The organism is Collinsella sp. AM29-10AC (assembly GCF_003469085.1).
GTDB lineage: Bacteria > Actinomycetota > Coriobacteriia > Coriobacteriales > Coriobacteriaceae > Collinsella.
In genome coordinates, this window is sequence record NZ_QSKB01000007.1 from 21,287 (window position 1) to 43,708 (window position 22,422).

A 22,422-nucleotide genomic window follows, 5' to 3' on the forward strand; every position below is an offset into this window, starting at 1 on the left:
CGTCGTGATGATGGCCCCTTTGGTGCAGCAAAGAAACCTGACCCCAATGCACCAGGTTAGGACCAGAGGAAGTCACTGCGGGTGACGGTGGCGCCGATGGCGAAGGGCATGCAGGCGATGACCGGATACAGGTAGCGCATGTAGGTCGAGCCGTTGCACGGACCAATCAGGCACACGGCGAGCACGCCCAACAGCGGCACCCAGATCGCCAGCGCACGCCATGAATGACGACGCAGCAGGTAGACCACCACGGCGATCATAATCCACACATAGGTGGCCGAGCTCATGGTGAGCGAAATAAACGGGATGCGCTGCACCGCCACACGGTACAGATTGATCAGGTGGTCGCACCAGCGCACCACGTTGCTGTCAACCGGATGGAAGTCGAAGTACTTGAGGTTGTCGGGACGCGCCATGATCTCGGCACTACGCGCCGTGCTGTAGACCCAGGCATCGCGGGCACTCGGATAAAAGTAGCCGTAATAGTTATTGATGAGCGCCGAGATATAGCACTCGGGATCCTTTTTGAACATCTGCGCCCAGACCTCAAAATAGGCCTTGATGTCCTCCTGCGAGGCGTACTCGTTAAAGCAGTTCTTGACGGCATCGGACTTGTCGGGATTGTAGCGGCGGCCCAGGTTCTCGTACTTGAGCACGCGATCGATCACGACGCGCTCCTCGTCGGTCACCAAACCGTCGCAGGGTGCCTCCACGATAGTGCCGTCCTCCTTAACCGTAGGGTTGACGCCCGAGTTGAGGCCGTCGTGCTTTTGGACGAAACGAGCCGTCTGTTGGAACGGAATCGAGAGGATTTCGCGCTTGGAACCAGGCGTGATATCGTGCTCCGGCATAAAGACCTTGGTGAAGTACATATTAGAGGCAAGGCAGAGCGCGAGCACCGCGAGAACGCCAACCCAGCGGAAGCGCGGTGTGGCGCATGAGACCGCGGTGCCCGTCTGCTTAGCCGCACGACGAGCGACATGTACATCCCATGCGCAAAACGCCGCCGCGATTACACATGCCGCCAGGGGAAACACCAGGCCTCCATTGCGCAAAAACGTGGAACCCATGGCAGCCAGCGCAAGCAACAGCCAGTCGTGGCGCGCAAAGAGCACGGGGGCTTTCTCGCCCGCTCGCTCGACATTGGCATCACGACGGGGCAAGCCACATGCCACGAGCTTGACGGTCTGTATCAGCAGCACCAAAAACGCGTCGGCAAAGAGCACGTCTTTGGTGAGCAACGCCGCGTAGTTAGAGAACATCGGCATAAACGCAAAGAACAGCAGGATCGTACCGCGAACCGGCAGGCTCACGCCCAGTTTGCGCAGCGACGAAATGGAATAGGCCATGCAGGCAGCCGTGATGACAAACTGAGCGCAGGTATAGATGATGAGGCCCGCGTTAGCGCTGTTGAACAGCGAAAGCCCCAGCTGAACGCACGAGCCGATAATGGCCGTGTGCACCACGGGATGGTGCCCGTTGAGCAGCACGTTGGGGTTGAGCAGGCGCAGGTAGTCGCTCGTGCCATTGGGATAGTTGAACCACTGGCGAATCTGCGCACCCGTATCTCCCATAAAAAGGCCGGGCAGCGAAGCGATGAGCGTGGGCGCCCAGGCGATCATAAGCACCAGGAAGGGCCCGGCAAAGGGATGGACCGAGAGCACGGCGTGAGCCACACGCCATACGCGGCCAAAGTGCGCTTCGGAAAACGGAATGCGCCGAGAGCTCAGCCAATCCAGGCACTCAAAAGCCAGATAGAAGGCCACGATCGCTAGGAGCATCCAGCCCGCGCCGCCAATCCAGGCGCAGATGATGCGGGCCTTGTCGCCAAGAACAATCTCGGCCGAGTCGATAAGGTCGTAGCTGCGGCCGAACACCATGCAGATGGCGAAAAACAGCGACGGCAGAATAATCGATGGGCGCCAGGTGTCGCCACGGCCAAAGAACACGTAGCGAAACGGCAGCGTGAGCAGGCAGGCAAGCGCAAGCAGCATGACCGCGTCGGTATGGCCGGCAAACGAGAGGAGCACCTCGTAGCACACGTACAGCATGCCCGAGGCTTTGGGGTCAATCGCCAAGACTGCGTTGCTCGACACCGGGACGGGATCGATGGAAAACGCCGTGGTCGCCAACAGCGCGAGCAGAAATGCGATGAGCGTCTGCTTGGCGGGGTAGCGCTTAAACCAGACGATGCGGGCAGCGTCGCGCGCAGCCGTTGTGGAGAGATCGGAATCCTTCACAGTCCGAAAGCCTTTCTAGAAACCTATCAAACTCAGCAAAACCACCACAAAGGTGCCTGTGTCCCCTTTGTGGTGGTTAGGCGTCGAGGTAGATGCGCTGGGGACGGTTGCGGTGTCGCGCGAAGATGATGAGCGCCAGGCCGGCGATCACGAGCGGAAGACTCAGCAGCTGCCCCATCGTGATGACGCCGCCCAGCAGATAGCCAAGCTGGGCGTCGGGCACGCGCACGAACTCGACGAGGAAGCGGACGATGCCGTATCCCATCACGAACACGCCCATAAACGTACCCTGAGGCAGCAGCGGCTTTTTGCGGCTGAGCACCTGCAGAATGCAAAAGAGCACGATGCCCTCAAGAAATGCCTCGTAGAGCTGGGAGGGGTGACGCGGCATATCGCCCGCAGTCCCGCCAAAGACCACACCCCAGGGCAGATCGGTCGGCTTGCCCCACAGCTCACCGTTGACAAAGTTGGCACAACGGCCCAGGCACAAGGCCAGCGGCGCGCCGATGACGGCAAGGTCTGCCAAAGTCCATGCGTCGAGCTTATACATGCGGCACACGATGATGCCGCCGATAATGCCGCCCACCAAACCGCCATGGAAGCTCATGCCGCCCTCGTTGGTGGCAAAGATCTCGAGCGGGTGCGCCCAGTAGTAGCCATCACCGTAAAAGACGACGTAGAACAGGCGCGCACCGATAATGAGGCCAAAGACCACGCCGACCACGACACTCGTCAGGTCGTCAATCGTGATGTTAAAGCCCCAGCGACGCTGCGTGCGGTACATGACGACCGCCGTGAGCAGGGCGCCGACCACATAGGCCAGACCATACCAGTAAATCGTGATGGGCCCCGCCGAAATCGCGACGGGATCAAGCATATGGTAGAAGTCGTTGAGCATGTCGACCCTCCTACTCCCTACATACAAATGCGGCCGCGGGCCTTGCGCTCGCAGCCGCATATTTGGGCGTAACGTCTATGCGGAGTATGCCGTCCGCAGCTTTCGCATCTTAGAACGGCGCGTACTCGTCGTACAGGTCGTCGGTCTCGCCGGAGGCATTAACCTGCTCGACACGGGTAACGCCGGGCACATGCTCCTTGAGGATACGCTCGATACCCATGGACAGGGTCAGCGCGCTCATAGGGCAGCCGGCGCAGGCACCCTGCAGCTCCAGTTTGACGACGCCCTCGTCGTCAACACCCACATACTCCATATCGCCGCCGTCAGCCTGCAGGTTGGGGCGGATCTCCTCAAGAACCTTCTTAAGCAGCTCTTCGTTAACAGCCACAGGGGCTCCTTTCTCACAATAACGCGGGCACGCCCGCGGACAGGGGCTATGTTACTACAGCCATGTACCCGCTCACGAGCCATCCATGCGCGCGGACACGACTTTCACGAGCAGTCAATTTGGGACGGGGATCTTTTAGCTGTCTGTTGTTACCAGCTGGCATTGTCACGCGCTACTGCTGAGCCTGCCCCTCGGTACCGATGTGAACATCGACGATAACCTGGCGGTAGCTAATACCGCAGGAGTCGAGAATGCGGCGGCTGATGCGGCCGTCGTCGGTGTCGGCGTACTTGTTGTCCAGGTAGACAACCTCGCCCACGCCCACCTGCGCCAAAATCTTGGCGCAGTCGTGGCACGGGAACAGCGTGACGTAGACCGTGGAACCCTCAAGATCTTTGAGCGAGCCACGGTAGTTGAGCACGGCGTTTGCCTCGGCATGCACCACGTAGTTGTGCTTGTCCTGCAACGGGTCGTCGCTCGTGCCCCACGGGAAAAAGTCGTCGTTGAGCGCCGAGGGCGTACCGTTGTAGCCCACCGAAAGGATGCGGTGGTTGGTGCTGGCGATGCACGCTCCCACCTGCGTGTTGGGGTCCTTGCTGCGGCGCTGCGCGGCGATGGCCACGCTCATAAAGAACTCGTCCCAGCTAATAACGTCGCGGCGCTTGCCCGACGCGGTTTGATGAAGATCGTCCGACATGGCAGACACCTCCGCAATCGCAATAGTTTGGCCCATTGTAGCAGGTGAAAGGTAGGGGCGCTTATCCCACCAGCCCCTCGCCCTACGCGCGGCGGGGCTTTTGGTTGATGCGGTAGAGCTCGGCGAGACCCCGCAACGTCAGCGCGTCGTCTACCGTCAGGCTATGGCCGACCAGCGCCGCAAGTGCCTCGGCATCGTCGCCGGTAATGACGATGGGCACATCGCCCTCCCCCGCAGCCTTGGTCGCGCGCATCTCGGCAAGCACCATGTCGAGCATTCCGTCGATGCGGGCTACCTCGCCCAAAACCACACCCGAGCGCATGGCCTCGCGCGTGTTGCGTCCGATGACGTGCGTTGGCGCCGAGGGCTCAACCTGGGGTAGGCGCGCTGCTGCCGCCGAAAGCGAACGGGCGCCGAGGGCCAGGCCTGGCGCGATAACGCCGCCCACAAAGGTACCGTGCACGTCGATGACCTCGATATTGGTCGTCGTGCCCAGGTCAATCACGATGCACGGCGAGCCGTAGACGGCGCGGGCCGCCACGGCATCGGCGATGCGGTCGGGGCCGATCTCGGCCGGATCGTCGTAGTGCACGGGTATGCCGGTCTTAAGTCCCGGCCCCACGGTGAGCACGCGCCCCGTGCAGGTGCGGGAAAGTGCCGCCTTCCACGGGCGCTCGAGCGCCGGGACTACACAGCTCAGCACGGCCGCGGCGGGTGCAAGCACCCCGGGCACACCTGCATCGGCGGCGAGCGCGCCCATGACCTGCATAAGTCGCATGCGCGCTTCGTCGGCCGTAATGCTCGACGGCGTCGTGATCTCGCATGTCGCAAGCGGGCGCTCCTGCGCCGCGGCCGAATCCTCGGCAAACAGGCCAAAGCGAATGAACGTGTTGCCCACGTCGACCGTCAATATATATGCGCACCCATTAAGCATCGTCGGCGCTCCTTTCGTCTGCCCAGCAGTATATCGCCTACCTAAACCAGTCATCCCAAAATGACTAACTTGCGGCTATACTGGTGCGCGGTCGTGCGCGAGCTCACGCGGCGGCCCTTGGTAACCCGACTTCCCGCGCCGTATCCGTAGCGGCGCTCCCGGGGGAAGCGGATATACGCAAAGGAGTTCTATATGAGCAATCCCTCGAACCGCACCTCGATGCGCGGTCAACTCACGCTGCGCGGCGTCGTCATCGGCGTCCTTGGCTGCGTGATCATCACGGCAAGCTCGGCCTACACGGCCCTCAAGATGGGCGCCCTCCCCTGGCCGATCATTTTCGCTGCCGTCATTTCGCTGTTCTTCCTGAAACTCATGGGCAACGCCAGCCTCAACGAGGCCAACGTCACCCACACCATCATGTCTGCGGGCGCCATGGTCGCCGGCGGCCTAGCGTTTACCATCCCGGGCGCTTGGATGCTGGGCTATGCCGACCAGATCAGCTGGCTCGACATGTTTATCGTGGCGCTCGCCGGCACCATCTTGGGCCTTCTGGCGACAGCGCTCATCCACCGTCACTTTATCGTGGATGCCGCGCTGGAGTTCCCCACCGGCAACGCCGCAGCTCAGACCCTGCGCGCTACCGAGGCCGGCGGCAAGACCGGCAAGCAGCTCTTTGGCTCCATGGCCGTCGCCGGCATCTATAGCGTGCTTCGCGACGCCCTGGGCGTGGTGCCCAGCATGCTGTGCACGCTCAATATCCCCGGCGTGACTTTTGCCATCTACAACTCGCCCATGTTGCTGTCCGTCGGCTTCCTCGTGGGCTTCGCCCCGGTCGCATTCTGGTTTGCCGGCGCGCTACTGGGCAATTTTGGCATCATTGTCGGCGGCACCGCTACCGGTCTGTTTGACGTTATGACCGCACAAGGCATTGTTAAGTCCCTGGGTATGGGCCTTATGATAGGCTTTGGCGTCGCCGTCGTCCTCAAGGACATCCTGCCGCAGGTCGCCGGTATCGTCCGCGGCCTCGCCGCCGACAGCTCCACCGACACCGACGAGCAGTCGCTCATCTCGGGCTCCCTTAAGCTCGACGCCGGTATCATCGGCCTGGGCGCTGCCGCCATCGCCGTGATCATCGCCATCGTGCTCGACCTTGGCCCCGTTCCGGCCGTCATCGTCACGCTGTTCACCTTTGTCACCACCATCATGAGCGCGCAGAGCTGCGGCCAGACGGGCATCGACCCCATGGAGATCTTCGGCCTCATCGTCATGCTCATCGTTGCCGCCTTCGCGCAGCTCGCTCAGGTCAAGCTGTTCTTTATCGCCGGCATCGTGGCCGTAGCGTGCGGCCTTGCGGGCGACGTCATGAACGACTTTAAGGCCGGCGCCGTGCTGGGCACCAACCCGCGCGCACAGTGGGTCGGCCAGGCCATCGGCGGCATCGTGGGCGCCCTGGTCGCTGCCGCCGTCATGGTCGCGCTCGTCACCGCCTATGGTCCGGACGCCTTTGGTCCCGACAAGAGTTTCGTTGCCGCACAGGCAAGCGTCGTCGCCACCATGGTCTCGGGCATCCCGAGTGTGCCGTGGTTCGCAGGCGGCTTTATCGCCGGTATCGTCATGTACTGGCTCGGCATTCCAGCCATGATGATCGGCCTGGGCGTGTACCTGCCGTTCTATATGTCGCTCACGGCTTTCCTGGGCTCCTGCGTTAAGCTCGCCTACGACAAGTGGTCCGCCCACCGCGACGCCACCGCTGGTCTTTCGGACGAGGAGAAGGCTGCCAAGGACGCCGCCTTCCAGGAACAGGGCCTTGTTGTCGCCAGCGGCCTGCTCGGCGGCGAGTCCATCGTCGGCGTTATTCTGGCGTTTGTCTCTGTTGGTCTGAGCCTGCTGGGGTAGGCCGAACAACAACGCACCAGCGCAGAGCGCGGAGTCGGAATCAAACCGGCCCCGCGCTTTTTTGTCTATTTGATTCTTATGATCCTCACGGCGTTTTAGCCATGTCGATTGGCCTGACTTCCAGGTCAACAAACCTTGTCTGACACCTCGCCTAACGCGGTGTAGAGTAAAGACGACAGACGCAAGAAGCGGCTCAGAAGCTAAACGAGGTAAGCATGGAACTCGACAAACAACAGATCAAGCGGCTGCGCGAGCGTCATCATCGTCGTCACGGTATACGCCCTGCACACAGCGAGGCCATGGAGAATGCTACCCGTTTCCTTAAGCAGGCGTTCAACATTCGCGAGGGACGCGCGCCCTATCACGTGATTCGCAAGCGCTTTGTAAACGGGGCGCGCCTGACTGGCTCGCACTTATGCATCCTGATCATTGCCATGTTGATCGCGAGCATCGGCCTCGATATCGACTCGGATATCGCCATTGTAGGTGCCATGCTCATCTGCCCGCTCATGGGCTCGGTCCTTGCCATGGCATATGGCATCGCCACGCTCGACCGCGAGATTACCGTCGAGGCCATTGCCGGTCTCGCGTTGCAGATGGCCTTCTGCCTGATCACGTCCACGCTGTACTTTAAGCTCTCACCGCTCGGCACCACCACGGCCGCTATCATCGACAACTCGACACCCACCGTCTGGGATCTTGCCGTCGCGCTCGCGGGTGGCTTTGCCGGAGGCCTGGGCAACTCGCGCGACCAGGAGCCCGCGACGCTTATCGCGGGCGTGGCCGTGGCAACCGCGCTCATGCCGCCCCTGTGCGCGGCGGGTTACGGCATCGCCATCGCGAGCGGGTCGCTGTTTCTCTCGGCGCTCTACGAATTTGGCATCAACGTTGTCTTTATCGCGCTGGCGGCCGAAGCCGTATTGCTTCTTCTACGTGTACCGCTCAAGCGTGACCTCAACGGCGACGGTATTGTGACCGCCGAGGAAAACGCCGAGGTCGATGAGCTGTCACACAAGGTGCGCCGCCGCATCATCGTGGGCACGGTGATCTTTGCCATCCCCTGCATCGTTATGACCGCGGGGTCTATTGGCTCGGCGCAGGCCGGCGTGCAGGACGGCTATGGCGTCACCGAAACTACGCGCGAGCTTGCCGCGGTACTGCCGGGCTTTAAGGATTACACCGTCGCCGTCGAGACCTCGGCCACCGAAGGCGGGGAGGAGGGCCTCGTCGAGCGCGAGGTTGTCGCCCATGTGACGACAAGCGAGACACTTGGGGCGCACGACCGTCGTGTTGCCCGCAAGCTCATCGACCTCAATGTGCCCGAACTCGATCGCGTGGAGTTCGATGTGAAGTGATGCCGGCGCGGGATGAGCGCTCGCACGGACGCAAGTTATGACGAGGCGCAGACGCGATACGGACGCGAGCAAATAGCGTGGTGCAGTTCACACCCGCGCCCCGCTCGCCGTTTTATTGCCGTGAATCAACTGTCCGCATCGACATCGCCAGACTCCACCATAAACGCCGGATCGGTGCTCACCAGATAAAAACGGGTCACCTTGGTATCTCTAAATAGGTAGAGCAAGCCCTGATCGCGTCGGCGCGAAATATGCGCCACGTGGACCGTACCGAATATTTCGCCGTTTTCATTCTTTAATACCAGAATGTTGGGGTCATCCGTACGCTTAAACTGCCCGTCTGTGCAGATTCCGTCTTGGTCAACCAGCTGCCATCGACAGTTGTCCTCCTCAAGAAAAGCCAGGGTTTCCCGACTCGTTTTGTCATCCCGATAGTAGCCATCAATGGCGAAGCCTTCGGAAGCACATTCCCGCATATAGGATGTTTCTCGACTTATAGCGAACTGCCCCATAGCGCCCAGGAGCACAGCTAGGCAAACCACTGCAAGGGTTATCGAGATAGTACGGCGGCCCATATTAACCAGCCCGATACTTGTTTAACGGAGCGTGAAACATACTTGGTACCTCCGATATCAGAGCAAACGTCACCCGCAGCCCGGCGGCAGTCATATGTTTCCAACATCAAACCATATGGCAACCACTCGCGAGAGGAGTATCGGCGAACGGTGCATTTTTGCGCTCCATTGGTCAAACGTCAACGCGCGCTACAGCTCTTGCCCGATCAATTCAGATTTTGTCGCATACTACCGTAGATCCCCAACGCTTCCACCCCCAAGAGATCATTTTTAGTACGTAAAGAAGCCCTCGCCCGAGCTTTCGCCCAGCTTGCCTTCGTCGAGCATTTTCTTGAGGACGGACGCCATAGCCTTAAAGTTGTAGGGCATCATCATTTTTTTGAGCAGCGGGCTCACCAAGCCCGGCACCTTCTGATACTGCATGACGATGTTGTAGGCCGTCTGGATACCCACCGTGTCGAATACGCGAAACGGACCCTTGGGGGCACCGGTGCCACGCGTCCACGCGAGGTCGATGCTCTTGGGATCGCTCACGCCCGAAACGTACAGGTCAAGGCCCGAAAGCAGCCACGGCACCAGCATGGAATTGAGCAGGTAGCCGTTCTTTTCCTTGTTGACGGGCAGGGCAAGCATACGGATATCGTTGGCAAAGTCGACGAGCTCGTCGAAGTAGCGCTTGTCGGTTTGGTCCTGTGCCATGACCTCGGTCATGTTGTTCTTCCAGATGGAGTTGGCAAAGTGCAGCGACAAGTACTTCTCGGGACGGCCGGTGTACTTGGCAAAGGTGCTCGGCAGCAGCGTGGAGGAGTTGGTCACGACGACGGTCTTTTGCGGGAGTACCGGGGCGAGCTTCTTGTAGAAGTCAATCTTTGCCTGGGCGTCCTCGGCCATAGATTCGATGACCAGGTCAGCGTCGGCCACGGCCTTGGCAAGATCGAGCTCCAGCTTGAGTGTGGAGTAGGCACGCTCGACGGCGGCGAGCGCCGCTTCCTTGTCGAAGGGCTGGGTGCCATCGGCGATACCGGCGCACCACTCGCCCGTACCGTCCGCCATGCCCTCGATTGCCGCGATGTACTCCTTGCGCACGTGATCGATCTTGGGCTGGGTGCGGCCGATGCTGCCCTCGCTGCGCAGCCAAATCGTTACATCAAAGCCGCAGTAGGCAGCCTGAAAGGCAATCTGGCTTCCCAACACGCCGCCGCCGGCAACACAAACGGTCTTGTAGCTCATGGAACGGTCCTCTCTTACGTAATTCCATAGATGTGTATTTATTCAACCGTAAGGATGGCACGCGCAGGGGTTGGGTTCTATAAACGGGCGGTATTTCGCGGCAAACGGCTACATATGTTCATTATCTCAGGGCTTCAAGGGCAATTTATGGTGCCACCGAGACGTCATTTTCGAAAGTATGCGGCAAACTCCGGAACTCTTGAGCACATCCTGGTTTTTCACCAATAAAACCGCAGGTACAGAGCTTGGACATATCCGGTGTGCTCGGCCTATTCAGATTTTGCCGCATACTTCCGAAATCTAAGTTCGCAAAGGGTGATAGTTGGGGCGTTTACGCAACATATGTCCAGCAAAAACGGGTGGTAGCCGGCACGGCTGCCACCCGTTTGTCTCATATCTAGCCCATAGCGGGCAAGCTACTTCTTAATGCCGCGTCCCAGACGCTTGGCGACCGATGTGACGGCCTCCTCGCTGGCCGGCCCGCAGCTCACGCAGCCATCGTGGGCACGCATCTGGCCGGTGACCTCGTCCATCGCGAGCGGCGCCACCTTCTCGAGCTTAAAGCCCTTGCCGGCGCGCATGTTTTCCTTTGCCACGCTGATCATAAGCTTAATACGGTTGAGCTGGTTGACCTCGGACGCACCAGGATCATAGTCCACCGCGACGATGTTGCTCTCGGGATGCTGACGGCGCAGTTCCTTGATCACGGCCTTACCCACCACGTGGTTAGGCAGGCACGCGAAGGGCTGCGTGCAGATGATGTTGGGTGCGCCATGATCGATCAGGTCGAGCATCTCGGCCGTGAGCAGCCAGCCCTCGCCCATGTTGTTGCACACCGAAAGCACCGTACGGGCCTTGTCCGCCATGGTGCCGATGCGCTCGGGCGCCTCGAAGCGGCGGGACTTCTCGAGCATCTCCTCCACCGGCGTGCGCATCCAGTCCACAAGCTTGATGAGCGCTTGCATGCCCGCGCGTGTAGTAGCAGAGCTTCCCAGCTCGTCTTTCTGCAGCTCGGCGTTGCTCATGGAGTAGAGGAAGAAGTCGAGCAGGCCCGGTACCACGGCCTCGCAGCCCTCGCGCTCGATGACATCGACCACGTGGTTGTTTGCCGTGGGATGGAACTTGACCAAGATCTCGCCGACCACGCCCACGCGCGGCTTAGTACCCTCGCCCACGAGCGGCATGGTGTCGAACGCTCGGATGGCCTCGCGGCACAGCTTGGTGTAGTTGTGGCGGTTGAACTTGGGCGCCAACTTGCGGGCGCGCGCCATGTACTCCTCGTAGAGCGCGTTGGCGGCACCGGGCGTGGCCTCGTACGGGCGGCAGCGGTAGAGCATCTGCATCATCACGTCGCCAAAGAGCACCGCGTAGACTGCCTGCTTAAGCAGCGCCGGCGTAATCTTAAAGCCGGGGTTGTCCTCGCCCAGCGCCACGGCCGAAAGCGAGATCACCGGAATCTCGGGGTGACCGCTCTCGCGCAGGGCCTTGCGGATGAGTGCGATGTAGTTGGTGGCACGGCAGCCGCCGCCGGTCTGGCTGATGACCACGGCGGTCTTGGACAGGTCGTACCGACCGCTCTCGATGGCCTCCATAATCTGGCCCGTCACCAGAATCGACGGGTAGCAAATGTCATTGTTCACATAGCGCAGGCCAGCCTCGACGGCATCGTGGTCGGTCGAGGGCAGCAGCTCCAAGTTGTAGCCGGCACCGCGGAACACCTCTTTGACCAGGTCAAAGTGGATCGGCGCCATCTGCGGGCACAGGATGGTATAGCCCTCGTCGCGCATCTGCTCGGTAAAGGGCACCTTGGGCCACGCGGTCGAGGCGCTCTCTCGCTGCGCCTCGAACGTGTACTTGCGGCTCGCGAACGCGGGGACATCCGTGGAGGGCGCCACCGGCGCGGCGTCGCCCTGCTCGTAGGCCTCGCCCGCTGCCGTAGCCTCGGCCAAGCGCTCGGCCTCCTGGTCCTTAAGCGCGGCCATGAGCGAGCGGATGCGGATGCGCGCGGCGCCCAGGTTGGACACCTCATCGATCTTGAGCACGGTGTAGATCTTGCCGCTGGCTTCCAGAATCTCCTGCACCTGGTCGGTGGTCAGGGCGTCCAAGCCGCAGCCGAAGGAGTTGAGCTGAATCAGGTCCAAATCGTTGCGCATCGTCACAAAACGGGCGACGGCGTACAGGCGGCTGTGGTACATCCACTGATCGACGACGCGAATCGGACGCTCGGGCTTTACCAGATGCGCGAGCGAATCCTCGGTAAAGACCGCAAAACCAAAGCTTGAGATAAGCTCGGGCAGGGCGTGGTTGATCTCGGGGTCGTTATGGTAGGGACGACCGGCGAGCACGATGCCGTGACCGCCGTGGTCCTCGACCCACTTAAGAGCCTCCTCGCCCATGGTCTGGATGTCCTCGTGGAAACGCGCATCGGCCTCAAAGGCGGCGTTGACGGCGGCATCGACCTCGGAACGCGTGATCTTGGGCCCACGCACGCGACCGCGACCGGCTTGCGCATCGGCCACACGGTCGACGGCGAGCACCTGGTACAGACGGCGCTTGAGCTCGGTCTTGTCATGATAGGGCACAAACGGGTACAGGAACTCGATATTCTGCTCGCGAATCTCATCGATATTGAGCGCCAACGCCGTGGGGTAGCTCATGACGATGGGGCAGTTGTAGCAGTTACCGGCCGTCGGGTCCTCCTTGCGCTCCCAGCGCACGCACGGCATCCAGATAAAGTCGACATCGCGGTCGATGAGGTTCATAACGTGGCCGTGGCTCATCTTTGCCGGGTAGCACACGCTCTCGGACGGCATGGACTCGATGCCCGCCTGGTAGGTCTTTTTGCTCGACTGGTCGGACAGCTGCACGCTAAAGCCCAAGCGCGTAAAGAACGCGTGCCAGAAGGGGTAGTTCTCGTACATGTTGAGCGCGCGCGGGATGCCGACGGTGCCGCGCGGGGCCTCGTCGGGGCTCAGCACCTCGCGGTTAAAGAGCAGATCGTTCTTCTTTTTGAAGAGGTTGGGCGCCTCGGTCTTTTGCTTTTTGTGGCCGGCACCCTTCTCGCAGCGGTTACCGGTAATGAAGCGCCTGCCGCCGCCAAAGTCGTTGACGGTGAGCTGGCAGTTGTTGGAGCAGCGGCCGCAGCGGACATGCTTTTGCGTCACGGTGAGGTGCGCGATGTCCTCGGCCGAAAGGATGGTCGAGGTGCCGTCGGCGCCGGCGCGATCGCGGGCGAGCAGGGCCGCACCATAGGCGCCCATGCAGCCGGCGATGTCGGGACGCACGGCATGAACGCCGGTGAGCTGCTCAAACGCGCGCAACGTGGCGTCGGACATAAAGGTGCCGCCCTGAACGATCACCTGGCTGCCGATCTCCTTGGGGTCGCGCAGCTTAATGACCTTGAACAGGGCATTCTTGATGACGGAATAGGACAGGCCGGCCGCGATGTCGCCCACCGTGGCACCTTCCTTTTGCGCCTGCTTGACGCGCGAGTTCATAAAGACCGTGCAGCGACTGCCCAGGTCGACGGGGGCCTTGGCATGGATGGCGGCATCGGCAAACGCGCGCACGTCCATGTTCATAGACACGGCGAAGCTCTCGATAAAGCTGCCGCAGCCCGATGAGCAGGCCTCGTTGAGCATGATGTGCTCAATCACGCCGTCCTTAACGCGCAGACACTTCATGTCCTGGCCGCCGATGTCCAGGATGAACTCGACGCCGGGCAGGAATGCCTTGGCGCCACGCAGGTGCGCAACGGTCTCGATCTCGCCGGAGTCGGCCTTGAGGGCCTCGATGAGCAGCGCCTCGCCGTAGCCCGTGGTGGTCACGTGGCCGATGGTACAGCCGGCGGGGATGTGGTTGTAGAAATCGGCCATGATGACCTTGGCCGTGCCCAGGATGTCGCCGTTGTTGTTGCCGTACCAGGTGTGCAACAGCTGGCCGTCCTCGCCCACGAGCGCGGCCTTCATGGTGGTGGAGCCGGCGTCGATACCGATGAACACGCGGCCGGTGTAGCCGTCGAGCTTGCCCTTGGGGACGACTTCGGTGTCGTGGCGACCCTTGAACTCGGCAAAGTCCTCGACGGTGGCAAAGAGCGGGTCCAGGCGCTCGACCTCGGCGCCCTGCGTGTCACCCAGGGCATCGATGGCCTCGATGAGCCGCGGGAACGTGCTGAGCTTGTTGGACTCATGCGCCATGGCGGCACCGCTCGCCACAAACAGGTGGGCATTTTGGGGCACGATACGGTGCTCCTCGTCCAGGTTGAGCGTGAGGTAGAAGCGGTGGCGCAGCTCGGAGAGGTACTGCAGCGGGCCGCCCAGGAAGGCGACGTTGCCGCGGATGGGGCGGCCGCACGCCAGGCCCGAGATGGTCTGGGTCACGACGGCCTGGAAGATGGAGGCAGCCACGTCCTCGGGGCGGGCACCTTCGTTGAGCAGCGGCTGCACGTCGGTCTTGGCAAAAACGCCGCAGCGGCTGGCGATGGGATAGATGGTGGTGGCGTTGGCCGCGAGCTTGTTGAGGCCGCTCGCGTCGGTGTGCAGCAGGGTTGCCATCTGGTCGATGAAGGCGCCCGTACCGCCGGCGCAGGTGCCGTTCATGCGCTGCTCGATGCCGTTGTCGAAGTAGATGATCTTGGCGTCCTCGCCGCCCAGCTCGATGGCGACGTCGGTGGCCGGGATGAGGGTCTCGACGGCGCGTTTGCTGGCGATGACCTCCTGGACAAACTCCAGGTCGAGCCACTGGGACAGCAGCAGGCCGCCCGAGCCGGTAATGGCGCAGGTCATCTGGGCCGTCGGCAGCACGGTCGCGGCACCCTCGAACAGGTCGCGGGCGCAGGCACGGACGTCGGTGTGATGGCGCTGGTACTTGGCGTAGACGATCTGGTTGTCGTCGTTGAGCACGGCGAGCTTAACGGTGGTGGAGCCCACGTCGATGCCCAGGTGCAGGTTGCCACGAGCGTTCTCGGGGTTGAAGATTGCATCTTCGGGGGCGTGGGCGGCGGCTACGGGCTCAGCGGCGGTAGCGGGCTCACCAGTGACGGACGCCTCCCCTGCCGCGTTCTTGGCATCGGCAACTGCCTCGGCAACTTTCTCGGCTGCCGCGGTCGCGGCCTTCTGCGCAGCGTCCACCACGGCGGGCGCGGCCTCGCGTGCGGCAGCAACCATGCGGTCCTTGATGCCCTCGACGAGTTTGCTCATTGTCTCTCCTCTTAGTTGTTGGACTCGACGGTTGCGGCGGTGTCGACCGCGTCCTCGAGCTGCAAATTCAAAAGCTTCATGCCGTATTCCGGCACGTTGATATCGATGGGTTGGCCATACAGGTCGCCGGGGCGCACAAAGGCGATAACCGTCATAATGCGCGCCATGGCCTCGGGCGATTCGGTGAGCCCACGCTCAAACCAGCGCTGAATCATGCCGACCTCGGCGCTCACGACGTAGGTGACGTAGTAGTCAAAGAACGTGCCCAGCGCCAGGCCCAAAATGCCCGTCTGCGCACGCGGCACCACAGCCTCACGCGCGGTGTCGATAATCCTTTTAATAAAGGCCTGGTCGCCGCCCGGACCCAGCAGCGCACCGATTAAGTCGCGGTTGGCCGCAAGATAACGCAGCAGCTCAACCGAACCGGGCGCCGGCTCGAGCTCGTCAATGTTACGGTAAAGATCGGGCAGCTGAGCTGAGGTGATGAGCTCAATGCGCTCACGGATCTCGGCCAGCAAGCCGTCCTCGATTTGATTGATAAAGTCGGGAATATCGCGATAGTGCGAATAGAACGTGCGGCGCGTAAGGCCAGCACGCTCGGTGAGCGACGCGACATTAATGCGCGAAAGGTCGCCGCTTTCGGCAAGCTCGCTGGCAAGTGCCTGGCGAAGGGCACGCTGCGAGCGAAGGGACCGGCGATCGCATTTCTCGAGCTGGGACAAGCGTCCTCCTTGTTACTCAGCCTGTGCGCTATTGCACAGTGCGAGTATTATTGCACACCGTGTGTATCAACACGTAAAGGCAATATTTGGGATGTGACAAAGGGACAGTCCCTTTGTCCCTTATTCGATGACGGTGCGGGAGTTTTGCTTGCGCATGGTGGCGAGCATGTGTTTGGGGACGGCGTGGACCATGCAGCTGCCGATAGTTGCGCTCGCGGCGACCTTGGCTGCATCGCTGCCGTTTTTGGTCGCGTAGCTGTGGCGGAAACGCTTGAGCATGGCGATGTCGTTGCCGCCGTCTCCATAGACCGCGACCTCGTCCTCGGCAATACCGTAGTAGCCCGCCAGCCAGGCCACGCTCTCGCCCTTGTTGCATGCCACGTCCGTGATCTCGAACATCACCGGATCGAACGGCGCGTTGACCACATGGTCCGAGCGCTCGGCAAGATATGCCTTAAGGTCACGCTCCAGCTCGGGCGAGGTCACGCGGCAGTTGATCTTGCACACATCGTGGCGCAGGATGTCACCGATCGACTGGTCAAAATACTGTTCCTCGTGATACCCGCCGCGTGCACGCATGCCGCGCATCACAATACGCTTGATGGGGCTGTCCTTTTTAAAGCCCGCCTGATGCATCTCGAACGAACCGCTCGAGTACATGCCATCGGGCGTGGAGCAATCAAAGCAAATGTCCGGAAACGCCTTGAGCAGTTCCTCAGTGACTTGCGGATCGATGGTCCAGGTCTTGAGCACCTCACCATGGCTGTCGCGCACGATGGACCCATTGGAGCAGCAGGCGTCAAGCGCCAGGCCCGTAAAGCCATGCTCGCCAATCGGCAACGTTGAGCGTCCAGTCGCGGGAACCACATGCAAGCCAGCCTCGGTCAGCTCGCGGATGGCACGGCGGATGGTCCCATCCGCCTCATGCAGTGCGTTCAGCAGCGTTCCGTCTAAATCACTCGCGAACATCTTGATCATGGGCGTGCCTCTCCTTCGTCTACACGATATTGTAGACGAGAACGGGCGTGCCCCAAGAGAGGCACGCCCGTCAGGCGAAAGATTGTCCTACACCGCGGCGGGGCCGTGCTCGCCGGTGCGGATGCGGATGACTTCTTCGACCGGCTCGACCCAGATCGTGCCATCTCCAACGGTGCCGTAATCTTGGAAACGGCGCGGCAACGGACGCGAAACCAACGGGAAATACGCGAGCAAGGAAGCCGTGAGTGCGTCCGTCCCAGCTAGCGCCGGAACAGCTCGCGGGCTCGGTCGCGAAGGTCGGTGGCTCGGATGACGCCCTCGTAGCGGTTGATGCGCAAGCGCGGGAAGGCATTAAAGAAGCGCAGGTCGCGACGGCTGAGCGACACGCTCGGCACCGGACGGCTCATGCGCTTGCCGGCAAGGCGACGACTGAGTGACGGACGCGGCATGCTCGGCGCGGCATCGGCCACGCGGCGGGCAGCGAGTGCCAGGCCGCGAGCACCATCCGCGATAAACGTCGGCATCGAAGCCTTCTCGCGCAGGGCATCGAGCGCGGCGTCACCCAGCTCGGCCAGCCACGCGTTAACGGCACGGCTGCGGATGTGCGTCTGTGTCACCGAGTCAATCGTCGATTCGGGAATGCGCTCGAGCATTGAGTCCGAGGCATCGGCAAGCGACTCGTTGATGCGGTCGGCAAGGTCGGCCCGGACGCGCTCCAGCTGATCGGACAGACGCCGCCAGCTCGCCAACGAGCACACCGCGTCAACCATCATCGCGACCGCGACGACAAAGGCGGACAGCCGCACAATCAGCACCGGCAGATGGCCAAGCAGCCCCAGCAATGCCGGCTCCACTAAACGGCAAATGCACAACGCACCCAGGCCAAACGCGCAGGCCCAGTACAGGCAGATGCGCCCGTGCAGGTTAAACGGCAGATGCGAATAGTCCCAAAAGCGAGCGCCCGTTGTTTTTTCCAACAGCACACCAACACTGTATTCGATCACGCTGCATACGAGCGCTGCAGCGACAAACTGGCTCGAGGCATCCGGAATCCCGCGCAACAGCAGCCAGCAGGCAATGCCGCCCGCGCCATAGATGGGGCAGCACGGCCCCAGCAAAAAGCCACTGTTGGCAAATCGTCCGTGGTTGAGCATGGCGCAGACTGTCGACTCCCACACCCAGCCGCAAAAACCGTAGAAGGCAAACGAGAGCACCAGCGCCGAGAGCGGACAGGCGGCAAGCGTCGCGCCGTCAAATGCCATGTCGATCGCGGTTTCCACCGTCTACCCTCTCCTCTTTTCGCTCGAATCTTTGCTCGAACCGTCACTCGTGCCCTCGTTCAAATCGTTCGCGCCGCCTTTGCGCGGCAGACGGCCGGCAATCGTCTCGCGCAGTGCGCACCATTTATCCGCCAGGCACACAATCCATGCCTCACGACACGTCGGCGGCACCGGTACCAGCGGAAACATATGCCGTACGATAATATTCCGCTCGCGCGGCGTCAGCTCAAAATCTTCCTCCGCACGCGCCAAGGCAAAAAACGGGTGACGAAAGCCATGCAGTCGATGGCTTGGGTCGGGATCGTGCCAGTCATAGAGAAAGTAATCGTGCAGCAGGGCCCCGCGCAGCAGCGATAAGCGGTCGACGGAGATACCGACGCGGCCCAGGCGCTCGGCAAAGGACAGACTTGCCCGCGCTACCGAGGTCACATGCGTATAGACCGTCACATCGCCATGTTGGATAAACTCATGCATCAGGTCCAAGCGGCCCGCCTGGGCAAGCTGACGGGCGGCATCGTCGACCTCGCGCGCGATTTTCTCGGCACGAACGGTATCGGACATGCGGCCTCCTTCCGGCGGCGCTCGGCGGCAAGCCGCGGCCTGCGCGCAATGAATAAAATCATCATCGAATTTACCAGTATGGCATCGGACAAAACGTTTTGCCCCACCAGTTGGCGAATTACCGCGCCGCCGTCACATATCAAACGCCAAAATGTGCGAGACTGTCTTGTGCAATTGTGCCGGCCGAGGGAGTGCCGGCGCACGATTCGCATGGAGTAACCCACAACGATGCTGCTTACGCAAACGACAACGCCCGAGGACGTCAAGGCTCTCGATCGCGCCGAGCTTCCGCTGCTCTGCGGCGAGATCCGCCACGCCATCCTCGAAAGCTCCGCCGCCGTCGGCGGGCACGTTGCCCCCAACCTGGGCGTCGTTGAGCTTACGGTTGCGCTCCATCGCGTGTTTAACTCCCCCATCGACAAGATTGTCTTTGATGTTTCGCACCAGACCTACGCCCACAAGGCGCTGACTGGGCGCGCGTACACTTATATCGACCCGGCACGCTACGGCGAGGCCTCTGGTTTTGCCAATCCTGACGAGTCCGAGCACGACCTGTTCGCCATGGGCCACACCTCCACGTCGGTGAGCCTGGGCTGCGGCTTGGCGCACGCTCGTGACCTGGCGGGCGATGCGTACAACGTCATCACCATCATTGGCGACGGTTCGCTTTCGGGCGGTCTGGCGTTTGAGGGCTTTAACAATGCCGCCGAGCTCGACAGCAACCTGATCATCATCGTCAACGATAACGACCAGTCCATCGCCGAAAACCACGGTGGCCTGTATCGCAATCTGGCCGAGCTACGCGCCAGCAACGGCACCTGTGAGCGCAACGTTTTCCGCGCGATGGGGCTCGACTACTGCTATCTGGACACCGGCAACGATGTGTTGGCCCTGGTCGACACGCTGCAGGAGCTGCGCGATATCGATCATCCCATCGTGCTGCACGTCTCCACCGCAAAGGGCAAGGGCTTTGAGCCAGCCCAGAGCGACCCCGAGCGCTGGCATCATGTGGGTCCGTTTGACATGGCGACTGGGCGCAAGCTCTGCCCGGGCCATCCGAGCGAGCCTGCGCCGCGCACCTATGCCGACATTACGGGCGAGGCGCTCAGCGCCGCCATCGAGCGCGATCCGCAGGTCGTGGGCATCACGGCCGCCACGCCCTACATTATGGGCTTTACACCCGAGCTTCGCGCTGCCGCCGGCAAACAGTTCGTCGATGCGGGCATTGCCGAGGAGCACGCTGTGACCTTTGCCACCGCGCTTGCACGCTCGGACGCCAAGCCAGTCTTTGGTGTGTACGGCACGTTTTTGCAGCGCGCCTACGACGAGCTGTGGCACGACCTGTGCCTCAACGACGCCCCGGCAACCATCCTGGTGTTTGGCGCGTCGATCTTTGGCACCACATCCGAGACGCACCTCTCGTTCTTCGATATTTCCATGCTGGGCGCTCTTCCCAACATGCACTACTTGGCGCCGGCCTGCATGGAGGAATATCTGTCCATGCTGAGCTGGTCGCTCGACCACCGCGAGCATCCCGTGGCGATCCGCGTACCGGGCATTGGCCTGGTGAGCCGTCCCGACCTTGCGCCCGCCGAAGGCACCGACTACAGCGCCGTTCGCTACAACGTGGTGCGCCAGGGTCGCGACGTAGCAGTGCTCGCGCTCGGCGATTTCTTTGAGCTGGGCGAGCGCGTGGCAAACCGCTTGGCTGCCGAGTACGGTATCGAGGCCACGCTCGTCAACCCGCGCTTTGCAACCGAGCTTGACCGTGAGTTCCTCGACAGCCTTGTCGCTGAGCATCGCGTTGTCGTCACCCTCGAGGACGGCATCTTGGACGGTGGCTGGGGCGAGCGCGTGGCATGTTATCTGGCCTGCACGCCGCTGCGCACGCGCACCTTTGGCATCGCCAAGGGCTTCCCCGACCGCTACGACCCCAACGAGTTGCTCGCTCAGAACGGCATGACGGTCGAGAACATGGCCGCCGAAGCCGTAAGGCTACTCAACGAGTAAGAAAACCTCCGCAAGGGAAGCACCCCTGCGGAGGTTTTTGTTTTCACGACACGATTATCTCAATCTGTAACATCTAGGGCCCGAATTTCCGTCTACCTGTTACAGATTGAGATAAGACATCTTAGTCCCAGACCTTTGTCTCAATCTGTAACAGATAGGGACCTTTTGGCCGTCCAGATGTTACAGATTGAGACATTCGAATTCCCCTGAAGAGAAAATCTCGATCTGTAACAGTTACTCGGCAAAAACGGCTGCAGATGTTACAGATTGAGACAAAGCAGCGAGACAGGCCACCACATCTGCAAGAACCACCACAAAGGTGCCTGTCCCTTTTTGGTAGGTACAATAACCCATAAGGTAAGTATGTTTCTGAGTTATTTCGTGTTGACCCATTTGAGCGCGATGGGGTATAACTCTACTCAACCGCTAGGGATTTTATTGAGAAAGGTGTTCTCCCATGAGCAAGAACCTCTCCCAGCAGGTCGTTCTCGACCGCCGCGGCTTCGTTGCCGCCACCTTCGCAACCGTCGCCGGCCTTGGTCTTGCCGGCTGCTCCGACACCAGCGCCGAGGCCGACAAGGGTTCCGCCGCCGGCTCCTCCAAGAGCTCCGAGGATACCGAGGCTTCCACCACGCTCGACGCCAAGACGTTCGACAAACTTGTCGACAACGGCCCCAAGGCCGATGACGACGCCATCGCCGCCAGCACCTGGGCCACGGCCGTCAAGGATGCCGGCGTCTTTACGATCGGTGGCGTCCAGACCTCCACGCTCTTCTCCCTCCTCAACGAGAAGGACGGTCAGACCCGCGGCTTCGACGCCGGTATCGCACAGCTCCTGTCCAACTACATTCTGGGCGAGAACAAGGTCGAGATCACCCAGGTGACCTCTGACACGCGTGAGTCCGTCCTGCAGAACGGCCAGGTCGACGCCGTCTTTGCCACCTACACCATCACTGACGAGCGCAAGAAGCTCGTCTCCTTTGCCGGTCCCTATTACTACACGCAGCAGACCATCCTGGTACTCGCCGATAACGACGACATCAAGAGCGTCGACGACCTGGCCGACAAGAACGTCGCCGTCCAGTCCGGCTCCAACGGCCCCGCCATCCTGGAGGAGCTCGCTCCCAAGGCCAGCCAGCAGGAGTTCAAGACCGACGAGGAGGCCCGCCAGGCACTCCAGCAGGGTCGCGTTGACGCCTACGTCATCGACAACAACATGCAGCAGAGCGCCCTGGTCCGCGAGCCCGGTAAGTACAAGATTGCCGGCAAGCCCTTCGGCAGCAAGGAGCCCTATGGCATCGGCCTGCCGCTCGATTCCGACGGCGTCGCCTTCGTCAACGACTTCCTTAAGAAGATTGAGGACGACGGCACCTGGACCGAGCTGTGGCAGATCTGCATCGGCGACCGCACGGGCGACACCAATGTTCCCGAGCTGCCCGAGATCGGCGCCTAGGCAGCGA

The 22,422-nt window shown here is 61.4% G+C and carries 17 protein-coding genes; 4 read left to right on the forward strand and 13 right to left on the reverse strand.

Features of this window, described 5'->3' with window-relative positions; translation table 11 throughout:
* Nucleotides 1-56 precede the first annotated feature (56 nt).
* The 5 genes from DW754_RS03425 to DW754_RS03445 form a co-directional block, all read right to left on the reverse strand.
* Entirely contained in the window at nt 57-2,240 is a 2,184-nt protein-coding gene (locus DW754_RS03425; protein ID WP_233508857.1) for a DUF6020 family protein, read from the reverse strand.
* Nucleotides 2,241-2,316: 76 nt separating this feature from the next.
* Nucleotides 2,317-3,138 (reverse strand): prolipoprotein diacylglyceryl transferase, encoded by an 822-nt coding sequence (gene lgt / locus DW754_RS03430; protein ID WP_055251991.1) that lies wholly within the window; start codon nt 3,136-3,138, stop codon nt 2,317-2,319.
* Nucleotides 3,139-3,247: 109 nt separating this feature from the next.
* Nucleotides 3,248-3,526 carry a NifU family protein gene (locus DW754_RS03435; protein ID WP_117637654.1) on the reverse strand — a complete coding sequence of 93 codons (279 nt, stop codon included), beginning with the start codon at nt 3,524-3,526 and terminating at the stop codon, nt 3,248-3,250.
* A 172-nt stretch (nt 3,527-3,698) separates the two neighbouring features.
* Nucleotides 3,699-4,223 (reverse strand): dCMP deaminase family protein, encoded by a 525-nt coding sequence (locus tag DW754_RS03440; RefSeq protein WP_117756880.1) that lies wholly within the window; start codon nt 4,221-4,223, stop codon nt 3,699-3,701.
* 82 nt (nt 4,224-4,305) lie between these two features.
* Entirely contained in the window at nt 4,306-5,157 is an 852-nt protein-coding gene (locus tag DW754_RS03445; RefSeq protein WP_117758398.1) for a type III pantothenate kinase, read from the reverse strand.
* Between the two features lie 192 nt (nt 5,158-5,349).
* Between DW754_RS03445 and DW754_RS03450 the strand changes: the two genes are divergently transcribed.
* Nucleotides 5,350-7,053, forward strand: a complete 1,704-nt coding sequence (locus DW754_RS03450) for an OPT/YSL family transporter (protein WP_117758397.1) — start codon at nt 5,350-5,352, stop codon at nt 7,051-7,053.
* 215 nt (nt 7,054-7,268) lie between these two features.
* Nucleotides 7,269-8,408 (forward strand): DUF389 domain-containing protein, encoded by a 1,140-nt coding sequence (locus tag DW754_RS03455; RefSeq protein ID WP_117758396.1) that lies wholly within the window; start codon nt 7,269-7,271, stop codon nt 8,406-8,408.
* 125 nt (nt 8,409-8,533) lie between these two features.
* Here DW754_RS03455 and DW754_RS03460 read toward each other — a convergent pair whose 3' ends face one another.
* From DW754_RS03460 to DW754_RS03495, 8 genes are all read right to left on the reverse strand, one after another.
* The gene (locus tag DW754_RS03460; RefSeq protein WP_147336367.1) at nt 8,534-8,920 is read right to left on the reverse strand and encodes a hypothetical protein; all 387 of its coding nucleotides are present in this window, start codon (nt 8,918-8,920) and stop codon (nt 8,534-8,536) included.
* A gap of 333 nt (nt 8,921-9,253) precedes the next feature.
* Complete coding sequence (locus DW754_RS03465; protein WP_117758394.1) at nt 9,254-10,213, reverse strand: 3-hydroxyacyl-CoA dehydrogenase; 960 nt, start codon at nt 10,211-10,213, stop codon at nt 9,254-9,256.
* Nucleotides 10,214-10,629: 416 nt separating this feature from the next.
* Entirely contained in the window at nt 10,630-15,411 is a 4,782-nt protein-coding gene (locus DW754_RS03470) for a 2-hydroxyacyl-CoA dehydratase (protein WP_117758393.1), read from the reverse strand.
* Nucleotides 15,412-15,422: 11 nt separating this feature from the next.
* Nucleotides 15,423-16,133: a TetR/AcrR family transcriptional regulator gene (locus DW754_RS03475; protein WP_117758392.1), complete on the reverse strand. Its 711-nt coding sequence runs from the start codon at nt 16,131-16,133 to the stop codon at nt 15,423-15,425.
* 120 nt (nt 16,134-16,253) lie between these two features.
* Nucleotides 16,254-17,111 carry an HAD-IIB family hydrolase gene (locus tag DW754_RS03480; protein ID WP_117758391.1) on the reverse strand — a complete coding sequence of 286 codons (858 nt, stop codon included), beginning with the start codon at nt 17,109-17,111 and terminating at the stop codon, nt 16,254-16,256.
* Nucleotides 17,112-17,198: 87 nt separating this feature from the next.
* A complete protein-coding gene (locus tag DW754_RS03485; protein WP_369832193.1) occupies nt 17,199-17,345 on the reverse strand; it encodes a P-II family nitrogen regulator in 147 nt (48 codons plus the stop codon).
* Between the two features lie 26 nt (nt 17,346-17,371).
* A complete protein-coding gene (locus DW754_RS03490; RefSeq protein ID WP_233508858.1) occupies nt 17,372-18,391 on the reverse strand; it encodes a putative ABC transporter permease in 1,020 nt (339 codons plus the stop codon).
* 3 nt (nt 18,392-18,394) lie between these two features.
* Entirely contained in the window at nt 18,395-18,952 is a 558-nt protein-coding gene (locus DW754_RS03495; RefSeq protein ID WP_117758390.1) for an HD domain-containing protein, read from the reverse strand.
* Between the two features lie 228 nt (nt 18,953-19,180).
* Here DW754_RS03495 and DW754_RS03500 point away from each other — a divergent pair, with 228 nt between their 5' ends.
* The gene (locus DW754_RS03500; protein ID WP_117758389.1) at nt 19,181-20,962 is read left to right on the forward strand and encodes a 1-deoxy-D-xylulose-5-phosphate synthase; all 1,782 of its coding nucleotides are present in this window, start codon (nt 19,181-19,183) and stop codon (nt 20,960-20,962) included.
* A gap of 457 nt (nt 20,963-21,419) precedes the next feature.
* Nucleotides 21,420-22,415: a glutamate ABC transporter substrate-binding protein gene (locus tag DW754_RS03505; RefSeq protein ID WP_117758388.1), complete on the forward strand. Its 996-nt coding sequence runs from the start codon at nt 21,420-21,422 to the stop codon at nt 22,413-22,415.
* The last annotated feature ends 7 nt before the right edge of the window (nt 22,416-22,422 follow it).

Excerpts from the sequence above, each read along its gene's own strand:
- lgt (WP_055251991.1), bottom strand. The coding sequence starts at position 3,138 with ATGCTCAACGACTTCTACCATATGCTTGATCCCGTCGCGATTTCGGCG.
- DW754_RS03440 (WP_117756880.1), bottom strand. The coding sequence starts at position 4,223 with ATGTCGGACGATCTTCATCAAACCGCGTCGGGCAAGCGCCGCGACGTT.
- DW754_RS03445 (WP_117758398.1), bottom strand. The coding sequence starts at position 5,157 with ATGCTTAATGGGTGCGCATATATATTGACGGTCGACGTGGGCAACACG.
- DW754_RS03450 (WP_117758397.1), top strand. The coding sequence starts at position 5,350 with ATGAGCAATCCCTCGAACCGCACCTCGATGCGCGGTCAACTCACGCTG.
- DW754_RS03455 (WP_117758396.1), top strand. The coding sequence starts at position 7,269 with ATGGAACTCGACAAACAACAGATCAAGCGGCTGCGCGAGCGTCATCAT.
- DW754_RS03460 (WP_147336367.1), bottom strand. The coding sequence starts at position 8,920 with ATGGGGCAGTTCGCTATAAGTCGAGAAACATCCTATATGCGGGAATGT.
- DW754_RS03465 (WP_117758394.1), bottom strand. The coding sequence starts at position 10,213 with ATGAGCTACAAGACCGTTTGTGTTGCCGGCGGCGGCGTGTTGGGAAGC.
- DW754_RS03470 (WP_117758393.1), bottom strand. The coding sequence starts at position 15,411 with ATGAGCAAACTCGTCGAGGGCATCAAGGACCGCATGGTTGCTGCCGCA.
- DW754_RS03480 (WP_117758391.1), bottom strand. The coding sequence starts at position 17,111 with ATGATCAAGATGTTCGCGAGTGATTTAGACGGAACGCTGCTGAACGCA.
- DW754_RS03495 (WP_117758390.1), bottom strand. The coding sequence starts at position 18,952 with ATGTCCGATACCGTTCGTGCCGAGAAAATCGCGCGCGAGGTCGACGAT.
- DW754_RS03500 (WP_117758389.1), top strand. The coding sequence starts at position 19,181 with ATGCTGCTTACGCAAACGACAACGCCCGAGGACGTCAAGGCTCTCGAT.
- DW754_RS03505 (WP_117758388.1), top strand. The coding sequence starts at position 21,420 with ATGAGCAAGAACCTCTCCCAGCAGGTCGTTCTCGACCGCCGCGGCTTC.